Source organism: Sphingobacterium sp. BN32 (assembly GCF_030503615.1).
Taxonomy (GTDB): domain Bacteria; phylum Bacteroidota; class Bacteroidia; order Sphingobacteriales; family Sphingobacteriaceae; genus Sphingobacterium.
This window is the reverse complement of the sequence record NZ_CP129963.1, coordinates 1,092,756-1,114,769: the sequence shown is the minus strand read 5'-3', so window position 1 is coordinate 1,114,769 and position 22,014 is coordinate 1,092,756. Positions and strand designations below refer to the sequence as shown.

Sequence of the window (22,014 nt, the reverse complement as noted above, 5' to 3'; positions counted from 1 at the left end):
ATCAATACAACATATATACTACACAACAAAAAATGAAGCAGAAATAGCGCAGCTATAAAAAGCGCTATTTCTACCAACATGGTTTTCAGTTACTTGACTTTATTGATACCGTTATAATGCGAGGTTGCAACCAGCAATGAAAAAACATTGCCAAATATCATGGAATTATGTGCTTCATATGTCGCCCCGACTTTATAATAGTCCAAGGCCCCTAATGCGGTTGTATTTCCATAGGCCTTGTGTGGCAATGGCAGATCTTTCCCGTCAGTAGATACGACGAATGGCTCCAATAAATAGCCCGGGTATTGTCCGCTTCGAAGTTCACAGGATAAGAACCCGGTATCTCCAACGAAAAATAGGTGTTTCGTTTTGTGCCGAAACATCGTCGTCCCAACCCTTGGCGCATAATTTCTTGAATCTGATGTATAAGGAATTACAAGGCCTTCCGGAATATCTTTCACGTACAATGTTGCAGAAAAATCCTGACCCCAGTTTTTTCCTCGCACATCGCCAAATCGCCAATTTAATACATCAGCGTCTTCGGTTGTGAGGGTATATATAGCACCACCGCTATCGTAATTGGCTGTAGAGACCGATGGGCCTAAAATATTTTTCATAAAGGCGTCCACATACTGATTTGAATTTTCAATCATTAGAAATACCACACCCCCACGATTGATATATTCTGCCATCGCGTTGTAATCATCGGTTAGAAATCCGCTAAACATCCCTGCTATGATGATATCTGGATAATTGGCGGGATCAGCTAATCGATTTTTAAGCGTGTTCCTTGCAGAGCCCACGACTTCATGTTCAAATCCCTCAATACGCAGGAACTCACTTTTCAAACCAAAATTTAATGGATTTCGTAAAAATGCACCTGAGGCCTTTAGAGGGTTGGATGCAGCATAACTGTAAGCAGCATTTCCTTCTACATGTAAAATCCGCTTCTTCGGAAATATTTTCCACATTTCTAATAATCCTTTTATGATTTTGCCTTTACTCGACCCAGCGTACGGTCCAAATTCTAGGAGTCCTCCCGAGGGAAATTTCGCGCTTAGCGATTCAACCTTATCATTTATTAATCGAATGGAAAGGTTCGAAAATTGTAATCTAAAGCTCGATATTTGGGTGTCTGCAGTATAATATTTCGCAAGCTTCACTCGATTTGAGGTGGAATCCGGGTTGTGAAACAACAAATTACCTACATCCACACTGATCATATTCGGATCAAATGTTCCATTTAAGATGTTGAATTTCCCAACCTTTATATAATCTCCGGCAAACATGGCATCGAGTTCCTCCACACCGCCGAAGAGCCCCTTGGTATCGATTTCCACCTGCACTTGAGCGAGCTGGTGTTGAAAGTTAATCACAATCGGTTCGCTGCCAACGACCGCTGATCTAACCATCCCACTTGCGTAAAGTAAGGGCGCGTCTGTTCTCGAATCAATTGTCATTTGACTATGCTGTGGTTCTTCAATAACATCTTCAGTGTTGTATGAATAAGCAATCCATTTATAATCGGCACCTTTCACTACATCAATTTCCAATAGCTCCCCCGACGTCGCCAGTCCTGAATATTCAATGCTATTTGAAATAGGATTCACTAATAAAATACGATACTTTATGCCGTTTAGCATAGGCACTAATGCCGTCCTAGCGTTTGTGCTAGCAATCTTGGATTGAGAATTTCTATACAGCATGCCAGGTTCTCCTTCCAAACTAGATAGAGGTTCAAGCGCGCCAGAAACATCCATTGTGAATTCTCCGACATCGTAACTTCGAGATGTAGAATTTTCACTTTGTATTTCTGAACGAAAACTGTTGCCAAGTATGCTTTTAGGATTATCTTTAAATGCTATAGCCTTCTCGATCGAAATCCCACCCACAGAAAATATCAGCTTATCAGACAGATTCCGATTTTTTAAATTCTCTTTAGAGCAGGCCGTGAGTAAGGAAGCAGAGGTCAAAACCATCAACAAAAAATAAAACATCCTAGATGTCTTATTAGTCGAAAGGGGTGCACAATATATCATACCCTAGTCGTAAAACTCCCATTCCTGCTGTAACATTTCCTCGCTTTCGCCCACAATCCATGGGTTGGGATTCCCTTTACCCCCACCCGGTGATACCGTAGCAGAACTCGTTGCTACGCTATTTTCTAATAACACGATGTCCTTTATTATCTGAGGGGATTTATACCTCTTTTTACTTAATTCTTTTGCATTCATCTTGTAATTTGTTAATTATTTAATCTAAGGTTAACCTTGTCCAAACTTCGGAATTTCTCAACTTTCAGCTTAAAAACACAGTACTACACGAATACAACTGCAAGATACCACAGAGGTACACCGAAAATCAACCTATTTATAACAGGCTAATTTTCAAATATTTAAACAGAACGAAATAAAATATTAAAACAAGGAATTTATGATACCCATTAGAAATTTTTCATGAATACACTAATTTATATCCCTGAATAACGTAAATGACTATTCAGGAAATGGAATGCAGAATAAGAGATGACAGCGAAAAATAATGCTTGTCGACCATGAGCGGAGCCTTAAAGCTGACGTTCAGGTAAAATTGGAATTAAATGCTTTCGACCCAGGTATACAGGTCTTCTTCAGAAGGAATATTAAAAGATTTTCTCAACCTATTTTTCTTAGTCTGCACGCTGCGTACCGCAAGATGCGTAAAGGTGGCAATATCTTTTGTAGTAAAGCCAAGACGTAACAAAGCACAGAATTTGAACTCCTCTATAGTCATATTGGGATTAATTGCAGCAAGATTACCATAGAAGTCTGGAAAAATATCTTTAAAAACTGGCAAGAAAGACGCGCTATCATTCATTGCTAAGTTGACTAGCTTCTCTAACGGTTCAGAGTTATCGGTATCCGTAATCTTTTCGTTCAATTGATCAATTATTAGCTCACTCCGCTCCTTTTGTGCGAATAAGTTAGATATTTCTCTATTTTTCGAAATCAAGAGATAAGCATTAAACGCTGTGAATATAAGAATCTGAACAAATGTATGTATACGAATTGTCTTGACCAATTCAGGAGCAGTCTCGAAACTATTGCTGAAGATTGGGTTCTCATATTCCTGTCCGAGGTAAAAGAAAGATAGAATTACGCCGAATAAAATTAGACCATAAGCATAATTCTTGCGTTCGTTAAACAAAAAGACTATGGCTAAGAGAATGGCAAAATAATAAAAGGATATACCACTTTCAAAACCTATCAAAGACGAAAAAAACAAGACCAGTATACAGCACAACAACATCACCGCAAAAACGAAAAAATCGTTGAATCGAACTTTAGTGTAGAAAAACAACAGGAGAAACGTAATCCCAACAACGAAAAGAAAAAAGGAGGTTAGTCTATATCCTGCTAAAAAATCTCTTATCGAATCGATAAAAAAGAAAAATGCAATCAAAAAAGAATATTGATTTAAAACTCGTGCCTTGATAAGGTCTAATCCATCTAAGTCTGCAGGTAAATGATGATTAGTAATCTTATTCCAAATCTTTGCAATGCCCATACTTTTACTTTCAGGAGATTTAAAACTTAAAATAAACTATCAAATACTTTTCGAAAAATATGATTCGACTTCAAAAACGACTACTCCGAATTATTTGAAACTTAAATTTGATAATCGATTGTTGTTAGTGTGAATAAACTAGATCAACAAACGTCTAAATTAGAGAATCAAAACTATGAAATGAAATATTGAGAAAACAAATAGCCTAAAAAACAAATTTATGTAGCTATTACGCCATTATTGAAATGTGGTAATTTTAACTAATAGAAAGATTAAAAAAGGAAATATTAAGAAAGGCTAACGTAAATTAAGATACGCAATCAACTCCTTTGCAGCAGCTCTCCCGGCACGGTTTGCCCCGATCGTAGATGAGGAAGGCCCATACCCGGTTAGGTGAATACGCGGGTCCGCAGCGACTTGTGTTAGCAACTGACCACTCATAGCGATCCCGCCCTTTTCGTTAAGAAGTTTCAAGCCTGCCAAGTGATCTAGGGAATGACGAAATCCCGTATTCCAAAAAATAACATCCACCTCCATCGTTGTCCCATCTTCCCATCTTACCCCCGTTTCGGTGATTTCCTTGAACATGGGCTTTCGATCTAATATTCCGTGCTCAAGCATATCTTCAATTGCAGGCGTTATCGGCAGCCCCGTAACAGAAACAACAGATTTCGGTGGCAGTCCCTCTCGTACGCGGTCTTCCACCATTGCCACAGCTTCCCTTCCATGCTCCGGCGTAAACTCATAATGCCTAAAATCCGGTGGCCTGCGAGTAACCCATGTAGTTTCTGTCACTTTAGAGATTTCTCCAAGCAATTGCACAGCCGATATTCCACCTCCTACGATAATCACATGTTTGCCAATGAACTCCTCGGCATTCTTATATTCACCGGTATGTAATTGACGTCCTCTAAACTTCTCCCAGCCCGGATATTTCGGACAATTAGGGGTTTTCCAGGTGCCGGTCGCATTGATAATACCACGCGCGTTGAACTGTACGCCGTTCGTTCGGATAAGAAAGCGACCATTCCTGTCAATCACATCCGTAACCTGAACCGGACGAATAACGGGCAGCTCAAACGTTTTCTCATACAGCTCATAATATTTAGGAATAGCGACATTGGCTTGCAGTTCCTTATCCTGGGTATTAACAGCATCTGCAAAACCTAAACCGGGTAAATCATTTATACCATTAACATTGCTCAGTGTTAGGGAATCCCAACGATGTTGCCAAGCACCACCCGGTCCAAACTCATCATCGAGGATCACGAAGCCTTTCCCCGGCTCGATACCTTCGCGCTTTAAGTGGTAGGCTGCCGATAAACCAGCCTGCCCGGCACCAATCACTACGATATCAACCTTGTAAAATAATTCCGGCCGAACAGCGCTAGACTGCGGACTTGCTGAATCGAATGTAATCGCTTGATTTTCCATAGCTGCTGTTGTTCAATCTGAATGTAATGGATATTGCTGAATATCTACAAAGTACGAAATGATTGATTGTTCACATAATTTTGTAGGATAATTAAGTGATTTGATGACATCCCGCTGAGCGCTTCACGGAACAGCAGCATCTGGAAACTGTTATAAATACAAAAGTCCCCAAGTTCGCAGAACTCAGGGACTTTAGATTATAGAGGAATAAGAATATTCTGAATTACCTTACAATTTGAAATTAACGCCAATTGCGGTTGTTAATGTTCCTTCGAAGTTACGACCACCGTATTCTCTATCGAAACCATCACCAAGAAGATTTCCGCGGATATCAATGTTAAAATCTAATTTATCTGACATACGGATTGTTTGTAAAAACCCTACATGTGGCGAGAATCTAGTCACTGCAGGCTCATCGAAAGAAGTAGATACACCAACTCCCGCATAAGGGATCATGGTATAAATACGGTTCGCATCAAAACCTGAAATATCATTCGACCAGTTAAACATCACATCAGCTCTTAAGTTGAAGTATGTAAATCTTTGCTCACTCAACCATTGAGAAGGATCGTACTCTACCCCATTCGAAAGACTCACATCTTGAGTTAAGCCTTTCATACGTCCTCCAGAAAGTGCCACACGGCCTCCGAATGCGTCGTTAAACCATTTACCACCGTATATTTCGAATGCTGGACCAATACGCTTCCCGAAATCATATTGCTTATCATGATCTCCAAAGAAGATATTTGCTCCCACGTTTGCACCGAAAAACCAATAGTTCGATAAACCATTGAATTGGTATTTTGAAACAGGTAATTTATCTTCTAACGGGTTATTTGCGAATGCCGTAGAAACGAAGGTTAGCAAGGATAAAACACTAAGTAAAAATGAATTTTTCATCTGTATTAAAAATTATTATTGATTTGTTATTCTCGTAGGTAGTTTGCTTTTCTCTATTTCTTATATCGCGCTTCGTAAAAGAGCGATTCTTTTTCTTTTACTTTCAAGAACATCTCCATGTCTGAATAGTCTCTCGGTAAAGTGAGATACAAATTTGCATAGTTAGTTTTCACGTTCAATTGAATCGGATCCGGAATGGCAGCTGAATTATTCGCGTTACTAACATCATAGCCATAACGTTTTACCGCGCCTGAACGTTCAGTTAGCTCCACAACCTTATCCACGAATTTAATTTCCTGAATGTAAGCTTGGCTTAAACCTTCTTGTTTGTGAGTGCCCGACTCATTCGATGCTGCATACGTTGGTTTCCAAACCGTATTTTTCAACTCTGCGGCAATCGTCTCCTTAACCTCTGGCGGATAAACGATTGCATCATCATCGCAGCCCATTAATCCGATACAGAATCCAATGATTAGAATTCTTTTTAACATAATACTCTCAATATTTTGTGGTACATTATCGATGTAAACAATACCCTTTTGTTCACACCGTTTCTAATTGTTTTATTGTGATGAAATAAACTTCTTAAATCCCATCGTGCACTTGGAGCTCGACGAAATAATCACCATCAAATTAAGTGCAAATGAAACACTTAGCCAAACATTTGACCTTTAGCAATTTTGTCACAACGAGAACATAATTTAATACAGCAACAAATAAAATGCGTACGGAATAACCCGAATAACAAAAAGTGTATTAATGAAATAATAAAGTTTTATATTTCACTTTTATGTAATTTTTATTCGAAATAGCAATAAGCTATTAATTTTCATTTGTAAAATTATAGCCACAATTGAATAAGGGGATTACTCAAGGTCGACTGACTTTTCTTTATTTCATGAAATACCGATAAAAAAGCAGGAAATAAGTTTCTAGCATTTTCACTTTTATGGGTATCATGATCATCTTAAAATCAAACAGGAGGCACGAAACAGCGGAGGGAACGAACGTTTCGATTGGCCTATGGAAACAAATATTTTCAGAAAAAAGAGGCTAAGTAATGTTCCAACTTAGCCTCTTTATCTCACAATTAAGCAATCAAAATAAAATGCTGTATTTTATTGTAATAATTAAATGCGGAAGTTTCTACGAAATAAAATTCATCCAATCTGCATTCTCTTCGTAACCTACAATTGGATCCGCATGGTTTTTGCTCATAAACTGTCCATTTAACATGGTCAAATCCATCAGCATATGTTGGCGAGTCAACTCTACTAGCTGCTCATTAAAACCGTTCATTTCTAACACAAATTGGAAACAGATCATCCGTGAAATCATGCGCCCTAAGGTTACCAGATCTCTTTGGTTCAAACCGCCATCCAAATTGAAATCAACCTGCGACTTGAAATAATCCACGCTGATATTCGTGCGATCATAAGATTTCAAGAAAGTCAAGAAGTGCGTCTCCTTGGCTTTTCTCATCAGTTTTAAGACCGCCTCTGCAATCTGCGCATATAACATCTCATTCGAACCTTCAAAAATTTGGAAAGGTCTACTATCAACGACCGCTCTACCTGCCAAGTGATTCAAACGGTAACCATTAGCACCAGCCAATTGAAGGCTTATCTGAGCAGACTCTTGCATCATATCCGTTACCAAAGCTTTCAGCGAGTTTGCTTCAATACTCATCGTCGCTAGATCGTGCTCTATCCCACTACTCTTTACGCTAAAGGCACACATACCCGAACAAATCGTGAAAGCAGCCTGAATTCTTGCCAATTGATATTTGACCGAATCGATATTGATTAAAGGTGCACCCCCAACGATGCGTTGCTGACAGTGTTGTAACGACTCATCAAGCAGACGCTTGATAAAGCCCAGTCCCATACCCGGGAACTGAAGACGACTGCGGTGAAGCATATCCAACATCAATTTGATGCCTGTACTCTCCGGAACCAACTTCTGCTCTTCCGGAACGACCACATCAATTGCGTTGATTCCGTAAGGAATCGCATAAAGCCCTAGATTATCGTAGCGCTCGACCATTGGAATATGTTGCGCGGGGTTATTATTTTCGGTAACGAAGAAATCGATATCACGCGATAGATCTCCATTTTCTGCTTGTTTTCTAGCAGTCACCAACCAGAAATCTGCCGCACCACTAAGCCCTTGCCAGTGTTTCTCACCTTTAATTTGGTAAGATTCACCTAGTTGTTGATACGCTGTTTTCATATTCAGCGCATCACTACCGTAAGCTTTCTCGGTAATCATCAAACCGCCCATAGCGTTATTCTCTAAGAACTGTTTGAAAATACGTTCCTGAACCGGGTAAGTGCCATATTTCGCTAATGGTTCTAAAAACAAAGCAATGTTAATCCCGAACATCAGTGACAAAGCAAGCGACTCATACGACGCTGCCGATAGGACCCCAAGGCATTCTTTCACCTGCACCCCTCGGCCGCCATGCAGCTCGGGGATAGCAACAGAAAGAGGTTTCTTCTCCATGATTTTCGCTAAAAAATCCGCTGGCAAGTCGCGATTTAAACTGATCGCATTATAATCATATTCTTCTCTAAAAAGCTGTTTTAGATGAGCTCTGAATGAACTAATATAGGTTGTGTAATCTTGTTGACTAATAACGTTAGACATGTTTCAATTCAATTTTACATTTAATACTTATTGTATCTACCTGATTAAGGCTCATTCGACTGCTAGGTTTATTTCTCAATAGATGTGTCGCGTCGAAATATACAATATTTGACATATGTAAAATTAGATAGAAGTCATTTTAATCACTATGTATATTAGGATAATAAATAGGACAAATCGTGCATAGACTGGACTATGACTAACTGCCTGTTTTCCGGTATTCACTTGGCGATATGCCCACTATTTTTTTGAAGATTCGTGTAAAATAGGAAGGATCATCAAACTCCAGCTCATAGGCTATCGTTGCTACCGTCTTATTCGTTTCCAACAGCAGCAGCTGACTATGGATAATAGCAACTTCCAGAATCAGTTGCTTTGAAGACTTCTTAAACACTGCTGACACGCAACGATTTAGGTAATTCAATGAAACAGCTAACTTATCAGCATAAAATTTTACCGATTTCTGCTCGCTGAAATGAAGATGCACTAATTGTTTAAACGCGATAGCAATCTCTTCTCTTCTTCCCAGCGTTTCATTTGCATCCGAAAGCTTGATGATCTTCAACAAAGCCGTCTTAAAAATACTTTCATAATACTCCTTATAAGGACTTTCAGTGTATATTTCCTTATTCAAAAGTCGCAGTAAACTATCCAAATCACTACTATCAGTCTTACTAAGATTGAGCAAAGGGGATATGGTAAAAATATTAAGAATCTCCTGCTCGCGAAATAAGGAAGTCATTGCTTGCTCCTTAATTAAGATACAATGGCCCTGAGCAAGTTTATCCACCGAATGTATCGCTGATATGGTCCCATAATTACAGATAACAACCGCCGGCGCCTGAACCTTGAATGTCGTCGATTCGATTTGGTGTGTGAAATATCCTTCTGTAATATGTATTAATAAATTATACCCAAAGAATATAGGTGGAATCGGGATCTTCAAATAAGGTGCAATATCACCGAGTGCAAATATTTTAATAGGCGTCTGAATATAGGTCAGATGTTTAAGTCCATCTTCCATAAACTTCGCTACAAACTCATCCGCATTGATTTTATTCTTATCCATCAGCCTCTTATATCGTTATAATCCTTCAAATTTAAATAAACCAATTTAAAGCTAAAGAAAGCCTAGCTACTCTTTCCCCTCGATTAATTCAACGGGTAAGACCAGGGTTTTAAATGACGTTTCTCTTCCTCTTTGTTCGATCTGTTCGATTAACAGCGCTGCTGCTTGTTTCCCCATTTCAAAAGCCGATTGTCGAATGGCGGTGATGCGTGGCGAAAAGATATCCACTAAATTCGAATTTGTGAATCCGACAATCTCGATAGGCTTCTTCGCCAGCTTTGCATTCTTCCGCAGCGCCTGCAAATAGCCGGTAGTCAATTTATCACCCGAAAGGAAAATGCCATCATAGTCAAGTTCTGCTAAATTGTCAATTGCTCTATCAATTTCGGATTGCTTCAATCCACCATATTCACAATATTGAACCAGCTGCTCATCAAATTCCAAATGCTGCGCTATCAAACCCAACTTAAACCCCTCCAGACGCTCTTTGCTATTCGACAACTTCTTCGATGAACTTAATAAAGCGATCCGCTTACAGCCCTTCTTTACCAGAAACTGTACAGCTTCAAACGCCCCTCTTTTATTATCCGTGATCACGCGATGGCTCGGCAGATTTGCAGGAACACGATCGAAGAAAACAATCGGCATACCCCGCTCTATGATCCCCTCGAGATAGGTATTATCTGCACTTTCTGACGACATTGCCATCAATAGCCCATCCATCGATCGGGAGAAAAAATGCTCTACATGAAATCGTTCGCGATCAGCAGACTCGTTGGTCTGTGAAATCACAACCTGGTAATTCTTATCGTAAGCAACCGACTCAATGCCATCAATGACCTGCGAAAAAAAGTTGTTCGCGATCTCACTAACCACGATACCGATGCTATAGCTCTTACGCTCTTTCAGACCACGCGCTAAAGGGTTTGCCCGATAATTAACCTTTGTAGCAAACTCCAAAACTATACGCTTTGTCTCCTCACTGATCTCGTGGCTGTCGCGCAGAGCGCGAGAAACCGTCGACGGCGACAAGTTCAAAATCTTAGCTATATCTTTTAAGGTATAATGGTCTTGGGTCATGATGATAAATTTAGATAATTATATCGAGATATACTTCGCTACAGCGAGGAAGAATAGCTGTAAGACCGACAAAGAAGAAATGAGCAACAATTATAAACCCATTCAGCCCCCTTGCATTCCCCATACCAAGCGGTTTTAATTGGGGTTTGTATTGGGTTTACATTGGGTTTGAAAGGGGTTAGCATTGGGTTTACATTGGGTTTAAAAGGGATTAGAGTAGACGAAGTCTCGAATAAGCAAAGAAGCTATCTTCTCAGATAGCTTCTTTGCTCGTTCCTCCAAACTATGATAAAGAAGTTTGGTTTAGGATGATTGAAATGTTTATCGTGGCGATTTAAAAATCAAAGTATTGCTTTGCATTATGATAACAAATGTCTGAAACTATCTTTCCGACCCATGCTAAGTCGTTTGGCAACTCGCCATTCTCTATATCGTTCGCGAAAATATCACAAAGCAAACGACGGAAATACTCATGCCTAGGGAAAGACAAAAAGCTGCGCGAGTCGGTCAACATACCGACCATACAACTCAATAAGCCCATGTTTGATAAGGCGTTGATTTGTTTGGTCATCCCATCTTTCTGATCCAAGAACCACCAAGCCGAGCCAAACTGCATTTTTCCACGCACGGAACCATCATTGAAATTCCCGATCATCGTCGCAAAAAGCTCATTGTCTGCGGGGTTCAGATTGTAGATAATCGTCTTTGCCAATTGATCCTTGGCATCCAGTTTATTGAAGAACTTAGACAGGGCTTTCCCTTGAACGAAATCGCCGATTGAATCCCAACCGGTGTCCGGTCCGTTCTGCTCCAACATGCGCGCATTGTTATTTCTTAGCGCGCCTAGATGATATTGCTGCACCCATCCCTTTTCATGATCCCATTGCGCAAAATACAGCAGCATAGCGGATTTGAATTTTACGACCTCCTCCTCGCTCAATGCGGAATTTTGGCGAATCTTCGAAAAGATATTACGCAGCTCCGATTCCGTAAAATCAGCAGCATATACCTGCTCTAAACCATGATCAGAAATGCTGCCACCGTTTTCCGCAAAATAATCATGACGTGCTTTCAGAGCATCTAAATAACTTTGAAGATCAGTAATTGAAACATCTGCAACAACCTCTAACTGATTGATATAGGCGTTCAAAGCATCTACATTTTCGGCTTGCATTGCCTTGTCCGGCCTGAATGCCGGAAGCATTTGGAAACTCTCCTTTTCTTTCGCAAATGCCTGGTGATATTCCAAATTATCCAGCGGGTCATCTGTTGTACATAAGACTTCAACATTCATCATTTTCAGCAATCCACGTACGGAATGACTCGAGTCTTTCAACTGTTCGGCGGTCTGATCGAAAATACGATCGGCAGAATCAGCATTTAATAATTCTGTAATACCGAAGTATCGTTGCAATTCTAAATGGGTCCAATTATACAGCGGATTACGCATGCTGTAAGGGACAGTTTCTGCCCATTTACGAAACTTCTCCCGATCGGAAGCATCCCCTGTTATGTAATGTTCGTTGACCCCGTGCGTTCGCATGGCGCGCCACTTATAGTGATCACCATTTAACCATACCTGACTTAAGTTTTCAAATTGCTTGTTATTTGCAATTTGCTCAGGAATAAGATGATTGTGGTAATCGATAATTCCTAAAGGTTTGGCGTAGTCATGATAGAGCTTCTTAGCGGTCTCACTCTGAAGCAAAAAATCTTGGTCTAAAAATGCTTTCATTCTCGTTGTTTTATAAACTGACTCCACGTTTCCATGGAATAAAATCGTCTTGGTTTAACTGCACAGCTTTTGGAATAATCACCCCGCTTGCTGCCTGTATGCAATATTCTAGTATTTCCTCCCCCATTTGCTCAATGCTCTTCTCTCCCTCAATCACTGGCCCGGTATTGATATCGATAATATCGGGCATCCGCTTTGCCAAAGCAGTGTTTGAGGAAACCTTGATTACCGGACATACGGCATTGCCTGTAGGTGTTCCCAATCCCGTAGTAAACAAGATTAACGTGGCGCCCGAGGCTGCCTTGCCGGTCGTTGCTTCGACGTCGTTGCCCGGCGTACAGACCAGGCTCAACCCAGCTTTTTGAGCCGGCTCGGTATAATCTAATACATCGACAATCGGCGCGGTACCGCCTTTTTTCACGGCTCCCATACTTTTGATCGCATCGGTAATCAATCCATCGCGGATGTTCCCTGGCGATGGATTCATATGAAATCCAGAGCCGACACGCTCAGCCGATTGGCTATAAGCTTGCATTAAACGGATGAATTTCTTCGCTGCATCAGGCTCTATCGTCCGATCGATCAGATTCTGCTCCGCACCGCAAAGCTCCGGAAATTCTGCAAGCAATACTTTACCGCCTAAGGCTACTAACAAGTCTGCCGCATAACCTACCGCCGGGTTTGCCGAAATACCGCTGAAGCCATCCGAGCCTCCGCACTTTACGCCTAAAACCAGTTTGTCCAAGCTCACCTCTTCCCGTTCGAACTGATTGGCTGCAACTAAGCCCTGGAAAGTCTTTGCAATCGCCAAGCGAACCATCTCTTCTTCCGTATAGCCTTCCTGATGCTCAAAACTGAACAAAGGCTTGTCAAAATGTGGATTACGAGCTTTTATTTCATCCAATAGTTCCTTCAATTGCAGATTCTGACAGCCCAAACTTAAGATGGTGATGCCGGCCACATTGGGATGATCAGCATACGCCGCTAAAAGTTTCCCAAGTATCACTGCGTCCTGCCGTGTTCCACCACAACCGCCCTGATGGGTTAGGAATTTGATTCCATCGATATTCGGAAACAAACGATGCGTATCTGGTTTTGCTTGCGCCAGCTCATCAAAGGATGCATTCATCAATGTGTCGCCTTTCAAATAAGCCTCTTTTAATGCCTGTGTATAATTCCGAAAGGGCGCACTAACGGAGTATCCGAGTTCCGCATGCATTACCTCTTTAATCAAATCGAGATTTCGGTTTTCGCAGAAAACCGTAGGGATAAATAGCCAATAGTTTGCCGTTCCCACTCGTCCGTCCGCGCGAACATAGCCTTTAAATGTCCTATCTTTGAACCGCTCTGCGTTAGGTGCCTGCCATTGATAGTCAAAAGCTCTGTACGCATAGCCATCGGTTGCGTGCTTTGTATTATCAGTGCTCATGCGCTCGCCCGAAGAAACCGCATATTGGGTTTTGCCAACTAAGACGCCATACATGATAATCGATTCCCCTGCCGCCATATCGCGCATAAAAAATTTATGCTTGGCTGGAATTTCTTCTTTTAATTCAAACGTTTCGCCCTGAAAAAGGACTGACTCACCCGCCGATAAGTCCTGTAAAGCGACCAGCACATTATCGAGTGGGTCCAATTGTATAATTCGTTGTTGCATGATCTTACTTTTCTTCAAATGCTTTTAAAAATCCATTCTGCGCGATGGCATGCTTATCTCGCTGCACTTGTTCTGCGAAATCAGGAATATCCATCAAATTTGCTCCCCAGATCTCCCGATCTTCCAGCAATTTCACCAATCCCTCATGCCCCTGCTGACTATAGATGAATAGTTTCGCAGCTTGATCATCTTGAAGGGTGATGCTTGGACCATAAGCGTCTTGTATATATTGTCCGGCAGATTCCTTACTGCGCATCAAGAGCAGATAGGCAGCAAAGCCTAAACTCATGCTCGACAATGGACATCCTGCCAATTCTTTGCTCTTTAACAAGAGTGGGACGTTCCGCATCCGCATTTTGGTAGTATAGTTCAATGAAATGCTCTCCCAGCGATGTTCCAGGAAAGGATTCGCGAAGCGATCTAATACTTGGCTGGCGAAGCGTTCCAGTTCTTTCTTATCTAATCCCGGGTCATCCATACAGGAAATAATTTCCTGAGTCAGACGGTATACAAAACGCCGAAAACTATCGTTAGCCATCGCTTCCGTTACGGTCGTAAAGCCGGCGATAATCGCTGCGGCACAGCTGAAGGTATGGGTACCATTCAGCAAGCGCAGCTTAATTTCTTTGAAATTTTTGATGGAAGGCACCAAATGTACACTTGCATGCTGTTTCACAAAGCTCAGTTTATTCGCTGTTCGTTCATTATTACAGCTGATTGCCCACAGGTAATAAGGCTCTGCCATAATCATCAAATCATCCACATAGCCTAAAGAATGCTGTGCCTTTATTTGCTGTTGGGCATTTAATTTCCCTGGCACGATACGATCAACTAAGGTGTCGCAAAAGTCATTTGCTGTAGCCAACCAGGTTAAAAAGTCCGCCGCTAGTCCCGATCGTTCCGCGACCTCCAACACATACTTCTTTAATTGCGAACCGTTGTTGTCGATCAACTCTGTTGGTAGAATTACCATCCCTTTAGAGGGATCTCCTTTAAAATGTTGATAGCGATGCTGCAAGTAAGCACAAACTTTACCCGGGAAGGAAGATGGCGGCATGTCTTGGATAGTGTCATCGCTGGCTACAATCCCAACCTCTGTTGTATTGGAAATTAAGATTTGCATATCCTCACTCTCTGCGCTTTTCAAAATCTCTTCCCATTGTACGGAAGCTGCACAAACTCTGGAAATCGCATTGATTATCAGGTAGTCTTCGCGAATTTCACCAGCGTCCAAACCATTGATCGCCAGCGTATATAAATTATCCTGCTTTGCAAAACTATCTACTGCGCCCGCCCCCGTTGATTGAACGACGAGGATGCGCCCTTTAAATTCTCCTGCTTGATTTGCCTGATGAATAATAAAATCCGGTAACCCGCGCAGCAATACACCTGTTCCAAATTGTATTACTTTCTCCGGATAATCAAAGCTCTCAGCAGCCGGCAGGCTCACGTTTTCCGGATTTAACTTGCTGAGTATGTTTTTACTTAGTATCATATGGACATCCAATAGTGTGGTTTAATCTTTCTTTATCTGCTGTTTTAGCCAGGAAACTAATTCCTGTGCTGCCTGAAAATTCTGAAATTCTGCGGGAAGCTTGCGCCCGTCTACATATTCATTATATAACCAAGGGTCGCCAAGGGCAAAGACGGTTCCTTTTCCATATTTTGCTGTTGCCATAACCACATCAGCCTGATGCGTCAGCAAAGCTTTTGCCGGAGCTTCCAAACGAATCGTACTCAGCTCTTTGACGTAGATTTTCCTGCTTGTCTTGAAAACTTCATTTCCCTCCGGGATGATTATCGCTCCTTCTTCAAAGTTTCTCCCTTTGACGCGATTCTTGCTATCCAGTTGAAACGATAAGCCGAACTTTTGCGCTAGCAGATTTGTTTTCTCCAATTCGCAATTACCCTGATCGTTCAACAAAAGCAATAGAACGCCACCTTGTTTTACCCATTGCGCAATCTCAGCGGCATGTTGCTCATCTATGTAATCCGGATACTCCGTTTCTTTTTCCGTATCGGGGTCTACGATAATATAGATCGATGCGTCTTTCAGGTTATGCTTTGTCCCGGCCTGTCGAAGGGTCTTTAGCTCGGCGCCATGTTCTTCGAAAACCCTTCCCAAAAACGAAAACCCATTATTGTCCTGCCCGTCCCACAAGTAATGGTATGGGCGCATAGAGCCGTCTACAGCCTTCTTATATTCGTTATTGTAGTAGTTATCCAACAGAACTTGAAAAGTCTTTTGTTTCTTATCCGCATGGAATGCTTCCATTTCTGCTGAAGCCAACAGGAAAGCCCCGACCCCTTTCGGATCATTGGCAACGACAGGTTCGCTCATATAATAGTCGAAACTTCCGTCTCTATATTTTTTTCCCCCTAAACCGGAAACCGCAACCACCTTAATCAAATCAACGCGATCGATGCCCGAAGGACGAACAAATTCGTTCAGTAAACCTTGATAGGCACGCTCGAGATTCTTTTGATAAGAATTCGATAGATAGCCTTTTCGAATCGACTTTGCCATCGCATATACAAACATACTAGACGCCGAAGCTTCAAGATAGTTGCCGGGGCGGTTTGGTAAGTCGACGATATCATACCATACGCCAGTTTTCGGATCCTGTACTTTGCAAACAGCCTCCATCGTCCTTTGCAGAATTGCGACAAGTTCTTTCCTACGGGGATGTTCTAGCGGGAAATGATCCAGCACATCGACTAAGGCCATGGCAAACCAGCCCATTCCCCGCCCCCAAAAATGTGCAGAAGTACCAGTTTGCGGATTTGCCCAACGTTCTTTTCGCGACTCGTCCCAACCATGATAAAGCAATCCCGTACGCGAATCCCGAGCATGTTTTTCCATATAGGAAAACTGATTAACAGCATCTTCATAAATCTCCGGCATGCCCATAATACCCGCGTACTGAACATAAAAAGGCTGTGCCATATAAAGACCATCCAACCACATTTGATAAGGATAAATATGCTTATGCCAGAAGCCACCTTCCTTGGTGCGAGGATGCGTCTTTAACTGATTAAATAAGGCATGACTAGCCTGCAAATACTTCTTCTTTCCGGTTACTTCATACAGCATCAGTAACGAACGTCCGTTCTTTACATGATCTATATTGTATTCATCCATTCGATAATTACGGATGCTACCATCCTCCTGAACAAATCGATCCATCCAATCCTGTACATAAGTGAAATATTGTACATCGGCAGTGTTTCTCCAAACTTCGGTAATTCCCTCTAGCAGCACTCCGACATCGTAAGTCCACTTTGGCCCTTTCACCGAATCGGTGAAACTCTTTTCTTGGAATAACTTCGCCATAGCCGAACGAGCCATTTGCTCCGACAATGGCAGCGTAGCCGATGAGCTAGCCGGTTTCAAATCTTTTGCTAAAGGGATATTCTGCTCGCGGAGCGACTCCGCAACAATATTCGCCAACTGCATAGCGCCGTCCTGATTTAGGTGCGTATTATCTTCCACTCCTTGCGGGTAGTTTGGATGTCCTTCGTCGAGGTGTAGAAACAGATGCTTAGACGAACCATCACCGAGGCTTCTTAATAACCGCGAAGTCTTTGCCGTCATATCAATATATTGGACCCCCAAACTATCAGCCACGCGGATAACCGCAGCGGGATAACTTCCATGCGTTTCCACTAGTTCCCCGTTTTTAAAATGGCGGCGAGCGATTGGTGTCAGCAGAATTGGAATGCCTTTCTTCTTCCTTACCCCTTCTACGAATAATGCTAAATTGGCCTTGTATTGCGGTATAAAGCGCTCCGGATTAGGTTTCGTTATTTTTTGATCATTATGCCCGAATTGGATAAAGACATAGTCACCTGCTTGAATTCCATCATAAACCTTATTCCAGCGTCCCTCTCGAATAAAGGATTGTGTACTTTTTCCGTTCTTCGCATGATTCTCTATGCGAATATGATCATTGAATAGGTGGGCAAATGCTTCTCCCCAACCGGTCTCCGGATGTTTATTTTCTGCTTTTATCGCCATGGTACTATCACCCATCATCCAAATTGTTCTTTTTCGCTCCTGTATCACGAAACTGCACAGGCCGAAAAACAATAGCGCAATTGAAATCAAAAAAACTACTCTGTGTTGCATAGGTGACTTGTAATAGGTTTATTTCTATCTTCTAAACTCAAGTTCCTAATTTATACGATTGATTACTAGAAAAATGCACGCAAACGATGCCGACATCGTTTGCGTATATTTTCCGAATCGATTTTGCCAATCCTGTAAAAGAGAAGAAACAGGGGTAGTTGTGAACAGTTACAAATAAAAATTATCCGTTCTTATGAAATTTTACACAACCAAAACAAATGTTTCCTTATAGGATAATTTAAAGTCTAGTAAAATTTGCAATAAACCATTGCTAAATAATTAAAATGGGGGCCTCTTTTATGCTATGCTATTAACAAAATAGCAACAAAAGCCAAGAACGGCATTACAATGCTTCTCAAATGTTCCTCAAAATAAGAAATTATATCCTACAAAATGATTTGCAGTAATCTACAAAAAAAGAAAACCCTGCCTGTGTTGAACAACACTAGCCCCTATAAACGAGCATTTTATCTATTTTTGCAATAAATCACACGGTCACACTAATAACTTTAAATAGCAACACAATTGATGTATTCTAAGCTAAAATATGTTCAACCAACAATTGCCTGTACAACTGTTGAGATGGAAGAATCCATTGCAACCAGTTCTGCTACAGTCAATACGGGCAATTCTGGCAATACTCCAAAAATTGAAGATTGGGACAACACGCCAAGCGGAAGTTTTAAGAATTACGACATGTAAATTCAAGGAGTATTAAAAACACACTAATAACACTAAAAAATCTATTAATAACGCCAATGAATAATCTTTCATTACTAGACGGACGCAAATCCTCTTTGTTGACCCTGAGTGTCGCATTCCTACTGTTATTAACGAATTGTAAAAAATCAAGTTCCGAGACAGCGATTGAGGAACCCTATGTAGCAAAAAACGAGACGGTCATTGTCTTTCCTCTTGATGCCATCGAGGACATGGACACTGTTGAACAAAGTAAAGGTTCAGGCGATCCGAAATTGTCAGGGCCTGCTCGTCAGCAACTAAGAAAAGTAGCCGCTCAAAGTGAAATTGTCAGTTTGGGTGGGTTTGATGCTGTGATGACTATTTCGGAGGATTTACCAGCTCAATATCAAGAAAATAAGAAAATAATAAGTTCTTCAAGAGCAAGATCCTCTTCATCAACTGGCAACAAGGCTGCTGGCTTACCTATTGACTTAGCGCCAGGAACAACCTACCGCGTTGTGCTTTATACAGCGGACGCTAGCGGCAAACAGGTAACTTACGTAGGACAAGCTGAAGGCAAAGTTGGTTCAACCGCGGTTTCTATTCCTGCAAACAGAAATACCAGATACCGTTGGTATGCCTATACAAATAATAATACGAGTTCTATTCCGGTTTTCAATCAAGCAGTAGGTACCGTACCGTTGGATCCTACAGGAAATAGCTCTGCGACACGTAAGGATTTTGCTTATGCAACTGGTGTTATCACGACTGATAATGTTGTGGATGGTCAAAACATCATTAGCGGAATGGTCTTAGCCCGCAAAACATCACGTATTATCGTCGAAGTCAATTCGCGTGGCATGTTTGCACCCATTACACATGCCAATATAAAATTTAAGGATAATAGCGGGGTCATATCTGGAAACTTTAGATTAGCAGACGCTACTTTACAAGGCGTAGACCCTTTAGTGGCTTCCAAAAACGTCTGGGTTCATCATAATGCTGCCTATCAAGTTCCGGTGGATACTGATACGGTATTGGATGCAAATACCAAACGGAGATATACTTTCTACACCCCTACGGATGGTACCACTTCACGCAAATTGGTCGTATCAATTGATACACTGAAAGTTACCAGTCAACGTTTGGCAGATGCTGATGGATCTATCGGATATGTTGAACGCCAATTTTATAATAGAGCATTTGAATTCCCAACCTTTGTGGCTATGCCGGGCAAAAGCTATTTTGTTTCGATCAAATTAGTTGAATCAGCGATTACGATAGGCACGACCAAATGGGCGCGAGGTAATACTTGGAGGGATGCTAATGGTAAAATCACACCGGAGGGTCTTTGGCAATATAAGATGCGTTATGACAATCCATTATATAGAACAACAGCAGGTGTTCCTACAACGGATTATTTTACATCTGATATTTATACACTCGGAACGAATGGAAGAAACATTTGCGAACTTATCTATCCAGAAGGTACCTGGGATTTGCCTACTGCAACGCAAATCAACGAATTATCAAACTTACTGCCCAAGTATATTGGTATAGAAGGAAATAATTGGTATATGTTTATCAGACCTTCGGTAGCTACCGAAGGTGCTCCGGGTCATCCGCATGAAAACCTGATTTTCGCTCCGGTTGGCTACAAAACATCTAGCACCGGCACCACGACAAACTTTTTTCCCAATAGCGCGAACTACCAAAACACGAAAGGCTATTGGAGAACAAAAAGTGCAACCAATTTTGCAGTATTGTCGTATAACACTTCAATGGTTTACCAATCGATGACCTCTTCTAATTTAGCCAGCGTACGTTGCGTTAGAAAATAAGCGATTTTTAAGATCTTACATTCATGACAAAGAGGCCAAAACGTCAAAAGTTTGGCCTCTTTTTTTTATTAAATTCTATGCACTCGCTAATTACTATTTATCCATTTCCATCAATCCCATGATTAAAGGTGCAGTCGCTTTAATATCATTCGAGCGAATTCGTTCATTTACATAATATTCAAAACTTCCATCGCGATTTCCACTTCCACCTAATCCAGCGACAGCATTACATTGATGTAGATCCCACAGGCCATCGGCATTTAATACGAGTAACTTTTTCTGTAAACCTGCCAATAACTTGTCCACAACTTGCCGATATCCTTTTTCTATGTACCCCTTGTTTACCGCTTTGGCATAAGCATACAAAAACATGCTGTTAACGGACGCTTCCTGATAGTTTTTTCCAATATTCGGTTTATCTAAGACTTGCCAAAAAAGCCCTTCATTGTCTTGATATTTTGGTAACACAGTAGCCAATTTATCGATGATTGTTCGTACTTCATCGCGTCGCGGATTATCCTTCGGCAAGTCGTCTAACACATCGACGAGCGCCATAAACCACCAACCGATACTTCGCCCCCAAAAGTTAGGTGACTGCCCTGTTTTTGGATTTGCCCAAGGTTGCACTTTCAGGGCATCCCAGGCATGATAATATAAGCCCGTTTTCCGATCATATAAGTGCTTTGCAGCACCTAATATCTGATTTAGCGCTTCTTCGTAATATTTTGGTTCATTTTTGTATTTAGCATAGGATGTCAAAAATGGAGCGGCCATGTACAATCCATCAAGCCAAACCTGATGTGGATAAATATCCTTATGCCAAAATAACCCGTCTGCTGTCCTTGGCTGTTTTCTTAACTGATCCATGAGTTTCTCTATTGCCAGCGCATATTTATCCTTCTTTGTTTTCTCATAAAGGAGAAACAGCAACTTTCCAGGATTGATAAAATCGAGATGGAAGTCCTCCGGCTTGTATAAGTAGATCTCGCCCCGATTGCCAATCAGGCTATCCATCCAGGTCTCTACATAATTGAAGTAAACTTCATTCTTCGTTTTTTCATACAGTTTATAGAAGGCGAGCGCCCCTAATCCTTGGGAATAAGCAAAATACAGGCGCTTACCGTGATCCAGTTGCCACAATTCGGGGAAACGCTTCATTTCCGACAGCGCGATCTGCTCATAGAGGGGACTATTCGATCTTTGAGCAGATGCATGTAGAAAGGGAATGATTAATAAGCAAGCCAACAAATTGCCTATTAATGTTTTCCGTCTTATATTAAGTCTCATTTTCAT

At 41.3% G+C, this 22,014-nt stretch carries 16 protein-coding genes; 2 read left to right on the top strand and 14 right to left on the bottom strand.

The window, feature by feature from the left end:
• Positions 1 to 89: 89 nt before the first annotated feature.
• The 13 genes from QYC40_RS04575 to QYC40_RS04515 form a co-directional block, all read right to left on the bottom strand.
• A complete protein-coding gene (locus QYC40_RS04575) occupies positions 90 to 1,997 on the bottom strand; it encodes a hypothetical protein (RefSeq protein WP_301992656.1) in 1,908 nt (635 codons plus the stop codon).
• A gap of 45 nt (positions 1,998 to 2,042) precedes the next feature.
• A complete protein-coding gene (locus tag QYC40_RS04570) occupies positions 2,043 to 2,174 on the bottom strand; it encodes a hypothetical protein (RefSeq protein ID WP_301992655.1) in 132 nt (43 codons plus the stop codon).
• Between the two features lie 421 nt (positions 2,175 to 2,595).
• Positions 2,596 to 3,186, bottom strand: a complete 591-nt coding sequence (locus QYC40_RS04565; protein WP_301992654.1) for a hypothetical protein — start codon at positions 3,184 to 3,186, stop codon at positions 2,596 to 2,598.
• A 657-nt stretch (positions 3,187 to 3,843) separates the two neighbouring features.
• Positions 3,844 to 4,980: an NAD(P)-binding domain-containing protein gene (locus tag QYC40_RS04560; protein WP_301992653.1), complete on the bottom strand. Its 1,137-nt coding sequence runs from the start codon at positions 4,978 to 4,980 to the stop codon at positions 3,844 to 3,846.
• 228 nt (positions 4,981 to 5,208) lie between these two features.
• Complete coding sequence (locus tag QYC40_RS04555) at positions 5,209 to 5,880, bottom strand: hypothetical protein (protein ID WP_301992651.1); 672 nt, start codon at positions 5,878 to 5,880, stop codon at positions 5,209 to 5,211.
• A gap of 53 nt (positions 5,881 to 5,933) precedes the next feature.
• Positions 5,934 to 6,371: a hypothetical protein gene (locus QYC40_RS04550; RefSeq protein WP_301992649.1), complete on the bottom strand. Its 438-nt coding sequence runs from the start codon at positions 6,369 to 6,371 to the stop codon at positions 5,934 to 5,936.
• A gap of 655 nt (positions 6,372 to 7,026) precedes the next feature.
• Positions 7,027 to 8,529, bottom strand: coding sequence for an acyl-CoA dehydrogenase family protein (locus tag QYC40_RS04545; protein ID WP_301992648.1), 1,503 nt, complete (start codon positions 8,527 to 8,529; stop codon positions 7,027 to 7,029).
• A gap of 199 nt (positions 8,530 to 8,728) precedes the next feature.
• The gene (locus tag QYC40_RS04540) at positions 8,729 to 9,598 is read right to left on the bottom strand and encodes an AraC family transcriptional regulator (RefSeq protein WP_301992647.1); all 870 of its coding nucleotides are present in this window, start codon (positions 9,596 to 9,598) and stop codon (positions 8,729 to 8,731) included.
• A gap of 66 nt (positions 9,599 to 9,664) precedes the next feature.
• A complete protein-coding gene (locus QYC40_RS04535; RefSeq protein WP_301992646.1) occupies positions 9,665 to 10,678 on the bottom strand; it encodes a LacI family DNA-binding transcriptional regulator in 1,014 nt (337 codons plus the stop codon).
• A gap of 334 nt (positions 10,679 to 11,012) precedes the next feature.
• On the bottom strand, positions 11,013 to 12,413 hold the full coding sequence (uxaC, locus tag QYC40_RS04530; RefSeq protein ID WP_301992645.1) for a glucuronate isomerase: 1,401 nt from the start codon (positions 12,411 to 12,413) through the stop codon (positions 11,013 to 11,015).
• 10 nt (positions 12,414 to 12,423) lie between these two features.
• The gene (locus QYC40_RS04525) at positions 12,424 to 14,070 is read right to left on the bottom strand and encodes a UxaA family hydrolase (protein WP_301992644.1); all 1,647 of its coding nucleotides are present in this window, start codon (positions 14,068 to 14,070) and stop codon (positions 12,424 to 12,426) included.
• A gap of 4 nt (positions 14,071 to 14,074) precedes the next feature.
• On the bottom strand, positions 14,075 to 15,565 hold the full coding sequence (locus QYC40_RS04520) for a tagaturonate reductase (RefSeq protein ID WP_301992643.1): 1,491 nt from the start codon (positions 15,563 to 15,565) through the stop codon (positions 14,075 to 14,077).
• Between the two features lie 21 nt (positions 15,566 to 15,586).
• Complete coding sequence (locus QYC40_RS04515) at positions 15,587 to 18,199, bottom strand: glycoside hydrolase family 88 protein (protein ID WP_301992642.1); 2,613 nt, start codon at positions 18,197 to 18,199, stop codon at positions 15,587 to 15,589.
• Positions 18,200 to 18,727: 528 nt separating this feature from the next.
• On the opposite strand from QYC40_RS04515, the gene QYC40_RS04510 reads away from it, so the two are divergent.
• Together QYC40_RS04510 and QYC40_RS04505 are read left to right on the top strand one after the other, a co-directional pair.
• Positions 18,728 to 18,901: a hypothetical protein gene (locus QYC40_RS04510; RefSeq protein WP_301992641.1), complete on the top strand. Its 174-nt coding sequence runs from the start codon at positions 18,728 to 18,730 to the stop codon at positions 18,899 to 18,901.
• A gap of 56 nt (positions 18,902 to 18,957) precedes the next feature.
• A complete protein-coding gene (locus tag QYC40_RS04505) occupies positions 18,958 to 20,721 on the top strand; it encodes a hypothetical protein (RefSeq protein ID WP_301992640.1) in 1,764 nt (587 codons plus the stop codon).
• A 93-nt stretch (positions 20,722 to 20,814) separates the two neighbouring features.
• Here QYC40_RS04505 and QYC40_RS04500 read toward each other — a convergent pair whose 3' ends face one another.
• Positions 20,815 to 22,008 (bottom strand): glycoside hydrolase family 105 protein, encoded by a 1,194-nt coding sequence (locus QYC40_RS04500; protein ID WP_301992639.1) that lies wholly within the window; start codon positions 22,006 to 22,008, stop codon positions 20,815 to 20,817.
• Positions 22,009 to 22,014: the final 6 nt, after the last annotated feature.